The 6720-nt window shown below is 66.9% G+C and carries 7 protein-coding genes; all 7 read right to left on the bottom strand.

Annotated elements, in window-relative coordinates; translation table 11 throughout:
* Positions 1-627: tryptophan--tRNA ligase (trpS, locus tag QN345_RS13910; RefSeq protein WP_416347668.1), on the bottom strand; the 627-nt coding region annotated here is incomplete at its 3' end.
* Between the two features lie 56 nt (positions 628-683).
* Positions 684-1547: an exodeoxyribonuclease III gene (locus tag QN345_RS13905; RefSeq protein WP_322189421.1), complete on the bottom strand. Its 864-nt coding sequence runs from the start codon at positions 1545-1547 to the stop codon at positions 684-686.
* A 9-nt stretch (positions 1548-1556) separates the two neighbouring features.
* Complete coding sequence (locus QN345_RS13900) at positions 1557-2639, bottom strand: YihY/virulence factor BrkB family protein (protein WP_322136429.1); 1083 nt, start codon at positions 2637-2639, stop codon at positions 1557-1559.
* 378 nt (positions 2640-3017) lie between these two features.
* Positions 3018-3776 (bottom strand): succinate dehydrogenase iron-sulfur subunit, encoded by a 759-nt coding sequence (locus QN345_RS13895; protein ID WP_134449415.1) that lies wholly within the window; start codon positions 3774-3776, stop codon positions 3018-3020.
* A complete protein-coding gene (sdhA, locus tag QN345_RS13890) occupies positions 3777-5591 on the bottom strand; it encodes a succinate dehydrogenase flavoprotein subunit (protein ID WP_322189422.1) in 1815 nt (604 codons plus the stop codon).
* Positions 5592-5607: 16 nt separating this feature from the next.
* Complete coding sequence (locus QN345_RS13885; RefSeq protein ID WP_322189423.1) at positions 5608-6060, bottom strand: succinate dehydrogenase hydrophobic membrane anchor subunit; 453 nt, start codon at positions 6058-6060, stop codon at positions 5608-5610.
* An 11-nt stretch (positions 6061-6071) separates the two neighbouring features.
* Positions 6072-6488, bottom strand: a complete 417-nt coding sequence (gene sdhC, locus QN345_RS13880; protein ID WP_134449412.1) for a succinate dehydrogenase, cytochrome b556 subunit — start codon at positions 6486-6488, stop codon at positions 6072-6074.
* Positions 6489-6720 lie beyond the last annotated feature (232 nt).

Below are 6720 nucleotides of genomic sequence, written 5' to 3'. Positions count from 1 at the left end.
GATCACGCCGGCGTGCGACTCTGCCGACTTCGACATCTTCGACAGCGGGTTCTGCAGGTCGTAGATCTTGGCGGTCTCCTTCTGGATGGAGGCCTCCGGCACCACGAACGTGTCGCCGAATCGCGCGTTGAACCGCGCCGCGATGTCGCGGGTCAGCTCGACGTGCTGGCGCTGGTCCTCGCCGACGGGAACGACGACCGTGTCGTAGAGCAGGATGTCCGCGGCCATCAGGATCGGGTACGCGAACAGTCCGACCGTGGTGCCGTCGGAACCCTGCTTGGCAGACTTGTCCTTGAACTGGGTCATCCGGCTGGCCTCGCCGAAACCGGTGATGGTGTTCAGCACCCAGGCGAGCTGCGCGTGCGCGGCAACGTGCGACTGCACGTAGAGCGTCGAGGCGTCGGGGTCGATCCCGCTCGCGATGTACTGCGCCGCGGTGCGGCGGGTGTTCTCCCGCAGCTTGGCCGGGTCCTGCGCGACGGTGATCGCGTGCAGGTCGACGATCGAGAAGAACGCGTCATGCGTCTCCTGCAGCGACTTCCAGTTCAGCAGGGCGCCGATGTAGTTGCCGATCTGCAGCGATTCGGCCGACGGCTGCATGCCGGAGTAGAGACGGGGCTTGTCCATGATTCAGATCTTTCGTAGCGTGTGGCCGCGGGCCGGAGCCGGAGGCGTGAAATGGGTCAGAGCGCGTAGTCGACGACGACGGGGGAGTGGTCCGACCAGCGCCGGTCGTAGGCATCCGCGCGGTCGACCGTGTAGTCGACGACGGATGCCGCCAGGAGCGGGGTCGCGAGCTGGTAGTCCAGTCGCCAACCGGTATCCGTGTCGAAGGCCTTGCCGCGCTGCGACCACCACGTGTACGGCCCCTCCACCTCACCGGCCCACTTGCGGCCGACGTCGACCCAGCCGAGACCGGCGCCGGCGTTGTAGCCGGCTTCGTCCTCCGCGCCGAGGATGCGGTCGAAGTACGCCCGCTCCTCCGGCAGGAACCCGGCGTGCTTGCGGTTGCCGCGCCAGTTCTTAATGTCGAGGGTGCGGTGCCCGACGTTGAGGTCGCCGAGCACGACCGCGCGTTCACTGTGCGCCGCGAGCTCGGGCAGCCGAGCGAGCATCGCATCGAGGAACTTGTACTTCTCGACCTGCTTCGGGGTGTCGGTCTCGCCGGAGTGCACGTAGGTGCTCACGACGGTCACGATCGTGCCGTTCACCTCGTAGTCGGCCTCGAGCCAGCGCCCGGCGCTGTCGAAGTCCTCCGCGCCGAGTTCGACCCGGTGAATGGATGCCGTCGACCGGCTCGCGAGGGCGACCCCGGCCCGTCCCTTGGCCGTCGCGGCATCGTGGAGAATGCTCCACTCCGGCCCGAGCAGGCCTTCGAGGTCCTCGGTCGAAGCGCGGACCTCCTGGATGGCGAGGATGTCGACGTCCCGTCCGGCCAGCCAGTCGCCCATCCCCTTACGGTAAGCAGCGCGCACCCCGTTGACGTTGATCGAGGCGATGCGAAGCGGCTGGGCAGACGGCGTTGAAGCTGCAGGCGTAGACGGCATGAACCAAGTCTAGGTCGGCGGGGCGAAGGGGGCTGCGCGCTTCTCGGCGGCGCGCAGCCGGCGAGCGGATGCCCAGCGCCGGCCCCAGGAGGACGCCTCGTGGGCCGCCCTGGCATCCCGCAGCTCCGCGAGCGCGGCGATCCGCCGCGCCTCGAGCTCGCGGGCTTCCGCCGCCGCCGCGGCCTCGTCCGGGTTCACCGGCTGCGGCGGGATGCCCGCGTCCTGCATCCCGACCGAGATCCAGGAGGCGGTGAGGAGGATCACCGTGTTCATGAAGTTGAACCAGATCAGCAGCCCGATCACGACGGCGAAGGTCGCGAGCAAGGGGTTCTTGCCCGCCCCACCGAGGAGGGCGCCGCCGAGCACCTTGAGCCCGCCGAGCGCGACCCCGCCGAGCAGGGAGCCGGACACGAGCTTCCGGAACGGGATGTGCACCCGGCTCAGCACCCGGAACAGCACGGCGAGTGTGACGGTGTCGATGAGGAGCACGACGAGCAGCCCGATCGTGCGCGCCCCCACGATGAACCCGAGCGAGTCCCGCGAGACGCCGAGGAAGCCGAGGATGCCGCCGAGGGCCTCCGTGCTCGCGAGGGAGATCAGCGCGGAGACGATGAGCGCGAGCCCGAAGCCCGCACCGAGGCCGAGCTCCCTGAGCTTGACGAGCAGGAAGAAGGTGCCGTCGCGCGGCATCCCGAAGATGCTGCGCACGGCCTGCGCGGTCGTCGAGAGCCAGCCGAGGGTCGTGCCGATCAGGCCGACGAGGGCGATCGCACCGGTCCAGGTCAGCGCCCCCGGGCTCGCGAGCTGGGTCGGGTCGATCACTCCACCCTTGCCGATCAACCCGGGGATGGACTGGTTGATCAGGGAGTACAGCTGGTCGAGGAGCGCCGGGTTCGAGGTCAGCCAGAGCCCGGCGATCGAGAAGCCCACCCAGACCGCCGCGAAGATCGCGAAAATAGCCTGGTAGGTCATGCCCCCGGCGAGGATCGCACCGCTGCTTTCCCCGAAGTGCGTGAATGCACGCACGGGCCGCCACTGCATGATGCGCTTGGACAGGGTCGTCAGTCGGTTCACGAATGCGGGCGGCTTCACCGCATAAGCCTAACGATTTCCGCAAACGCCCACGAATACCCCCAGTTCGGGGGCGCAATCACTCGTGAGACTCCCTCACCTCTTGCGCCCGACCGCCCGGATCTGCGACGATCCGAGAGTCCACCCGTCCAGACCGGTCATCCGACACCCGAAGCGGATGTCCCGGCCGGGCCCGATCGCCTCGCTCCGGCGCGGCGCTCCCGGGTCCAGAACGGCTCGTTCGGCACTGTCCGAGCCGGGTCGATCTGGCTCGTGGACTGAGCGACGGTCACTCGACCCGGCCAGCCGCCGGCTCGCGCGACCAGCCGGTGGCGACGAAACCCGAGTCGGCGCCACCGGCTACTCCGGATGAGATTCGTGCGTGTGAGACTCCTGCGCTCAGGCCTTGCCGCGCAGGATCGCCTGCTTGACCTCGGCGATCGCCTGCGTCACCTGGATGCCGCGCGGGCACGCCTCCGAGCAGTTGAAGGTCGTCCGGCAGCGCCAGACGCCCTCCCGGTCGTTCAGGATGTCGAGGCGAACGGCTGCGTTCTCGTCGCGTGAGTCGAAGATGAAGCGGTGCGCGTTCACGATCGCGGCCGGGCCGAAGTACTGCCCGTCCGTCCAGAACACCGGGCAGCTCGAGGTGCACGCCGCGCAGAGGATGCACTTCGTGGTGTCGTCGAAACGCTCGCGCTGGGCGACGGTCTGGATGCGCTCCTTGCCGCCGACGGGCGCGGTGTTGGACACCAGGAACGGCTGAACGGCCCGGAACGATTCGAAGAACGGCTCCATGTCGACGATGAGGTCCTTCTCGAGCGGAAGTCCCTTGATCGCCTCCACGTAGACCGGCTTGGTGATGTCGAGGTCCTTGATCAGCGTCTTGCAGGCCAGGCGGTTGCGGCCGTTGATGCGCATCGCATCAGAGCCGCAGATACCGTGCGCGCAGGAACGCCGGAACGACAGGGAGCCGTCCTGCTCCCACTTGATCTTGTGCAATGCGTCGAGCACCCGGTCGGTCGGGTACATCTGCACGTCGAAGTCTTCCCAGTGCGGCTCGTCGTCGACCTCCGGGTTGAAGCGTCGGATGATGAGCGTGACGGTGAAGGACTGAATCTCCTCGGGCACGACCGGGGCGTCTGCGAATGCGGTGCTCACTCAGTACTTCCTTTCCATCGGCTGGTAGCGCGTGATGGTGACTGGCTTCCAGTCCAGCGCAATGTGGTCTGCGGCATCCGCTGAGAGCGGGTCACCGGTGAGGTACGCCATCGTGTGCACGAGGTAGTTCACGTCGTCGCGCAGGGGGTAGTCGTCGCGCATGTGGCCGCCGCGGCTTTCCTTGCGGTTGCGGGCGGAGTACACGACGACCTCGGCGAGGTCGAGCAGGAAGCCGAGTTCGACGGCCTCGAGCAGGTCGGTGTTGAACCGGCGGCCCTTGTCCTGCACGCCGATGTTCTTGTACCGGTTGCGCAGCGAGTGGATCACCTCGGTGACCTCGGAGAGCGACTCGTCGGTGCGGAAGACCTGCGCCTTCGCATCCATCGTCTCCTGCAGTTCCTTGCGCAGCACGGCGATGCGCTCTGTCCCTGTCGACGAGCGGATGCCCTCGAGCAGTTCGCGCACCGTCCCGGCCGGGTCATCGGGCAGCGGGGTGAACTCCGCGGTCTTCACGTAGGCGACGGCGTTGTTGCCCGCGCGCTTGCCGAAGACGTTGATGTCCAGGAGCGAGTTGGTGCCGAGCCGGTTCGAGCCGTGCACCGAGACGCACGCGCACTCGCCGGCGGCGTAGAGGCCGGGAACGACGGTGGTGTTGTTGCGCAGCACCTCGGCGTTGACGTTGGTCGGGATGCCGCCCATGGCGTAGTGCGCCGTCGGCATCACGGGCACCGGTTCGGTGACCGGGTCGACGCCGAGGTAGGTGCGGGCGAACTCGGTGATGTCCGGCAGTTTGGTCTCGAGCACTTCGGCGCCCAGGTGGGTGCAGTCCAGGTACAGGTAGTCCTTGTTCGGTCCGGCGCCGCGGCCCTCCGCGACCTCCTTGACCATGCAGCGCGCGATGATGTCGCGCGGGGCGAGGTCCTTGATCGTCGGGGCGTACCGCTCCATGAAGCGCTCGCCTGAGGCGTTGCGCAGGATCGCGCCCTCACCACGGGCTCCCTCGGTGAGGAGGATGCCGAGGCCGGCGAGGCCGGTCGGGTGGAACTGGAAGAACTCCATGTCCTCGAGCGGAAGGCCCTGGCGCCAGATGATGCCGACGCCGTCACCGGTGAGGGTGTGCGCGTTCGAGGTGGTCTTGTAGATCTTGCCGAAGCCGCCGGTCGCGAAGATGAAGGCCTTGCCCTGGAAGACGTGCAGTTCGCCGCTCGACAGGTCGAGTGCGACGACGGCGGACGGCTGGTCGACACCGTCGACCGGGGTCATCACGAGGTCGAGCACGTAGTACTCGTTGAAGAAGTTGATGCCGCGCTTGACGCAGTTCTGGTACAGGGTCTGCAGGATCATGTGGCCGGTGCGGTCGGCGGCGTAGCAGGCGCGGCGCACGGGCGCCTTGCCGTGGTCGCTCGTGTGGCCGCCGAAGCGGCGCTGGTCGATCTTGCCCTCCGGGGTGCGGTTGAAGGGCAGGCCCATGTTCTCGAGGTCGATGACCGCGTCGATGGCCTCCTTCGCGAGGATCTCAGCCGCGTCCTGGTCGACGAGGTAGTCGCCGCCCTTGACGGTGTCGAAGGTGTGCCACTCCCAGTTGTCTTCCTCGACATTGGCGAGCGCTGCGGCCATGCCGCCCTGGGCGGCTCCCGTGTGCGAACGGGTCGGGTAGAGCTTGGAGATGACCGCGGTGCTTGCCCCTGGTCCGGCCTCGATGGCTGCGCGCATCCCTGCGCCGCCTGCTCCCACGATCACGATGTCGAACTTGTGGTAGTGCACGCCGTCGATCACGGTGGATTCGGTCGGTGCGGTGTTTGATACATCCGTCATGTGCTGGTGTGAGCTCCTAGATGGCCGGGCAGAACGTGGGAAGAAGGTCGGCGGGCGAACCGGCCGGGCAGGGGTCGAAGGTGAAGACCACGAGCGTGCCGAGCACGATCAGGATCACGACGGCGGCGAGGATGGCCCACTTGAAGATGCCGCGGGTGACCCGCTGGGTCGCGTAGTCGTTCACGATCGTGCGCATGCCGTTGCCGCCGTGGATCAGGGCGAGCCAGAGCATCGCCACGTCCCACCACTGCCAGAACGGGCTCGCGAGCTTGCCGGCGACGAAGCCGAAGTTGAGGGCGTCGACGCCCTTGCCGATCATCAGGTTCACGAAGAGGTGACCGAAGATGAGCACGATGAGCACGACGCCGGAGCCGCGCATGTAGATCCAGCCCCATTTTTCCCAGTTGGTGCCGCGCTTGCCCGTCGGGCGCGCGTATGGGCTCCTGGGGGAGTCGAGTGTGGTTGCCATGGCTGCTCCTCCTAGTGACTGAAGACGTTCATGAGGTGGCGGGGGGCGAAGCCCAGCATCGTGACGACCCAGAGGCCGATGACGACGTAGAACATCACCTTCTGGTACTTCGCGCTCCAGAAGTCGATCAGGATGATCCGGATCCCGTTGAACGCGTGGAACACGATCGCCGCGACGAGCGCCGTCTCGCCGAGACCCATGATCGGCGTCTGGTAAGTCGAGATGACCGCGTTGTACGCCTCGGGGCTCACGCGCACGAGCGCCGTGTCCAGAATGTGGACCAGCAGAAAGAAGAAGATCGCAACACCGGTGATCCGGTGGAGGACCCACGACCACATACCCTCGCGGCCCCGGTACAGGGTTCCTGCGGGGCGGCGTGACGTGGTCTTCTGCTGGGATGTCAATGTCCGTGCCGATTGCTGAGGCATGACCAACCTTCCCTGGCTGAATGAGCGGCCTCGAATAGTGCAGGCCGGCACTGCGCTGGTGCGCGTGCAACCATCCTAAGTGTCTCTAGGCCGAGATATTATCCGCGAGGGCCCTCAGCGCTGCATTGACAGCGGAACCGCCGTCATCACGCGGATGGCGGCACGTTCGTCGATGACTTTGTCGTAGTAACCGACAAGGGTTTCACAGACGTTCTCCCACGAGCGGCCGAGC

The organism is Cryobacterium sp. 10I1 (genome assembly GCF_035019805.1).
Classification (GTDB): domain Bacteria; phylum Actinomycetota; class Actinomycetes; order Actinomycetales; family Microbacteriaceae; genus Cryobacterium; species Cryobacterium glucosi.
Note: the sequence above shows the minus strand (reverse complement) of the source record. Positions and strands in the feature narration are given on the sequence as shown.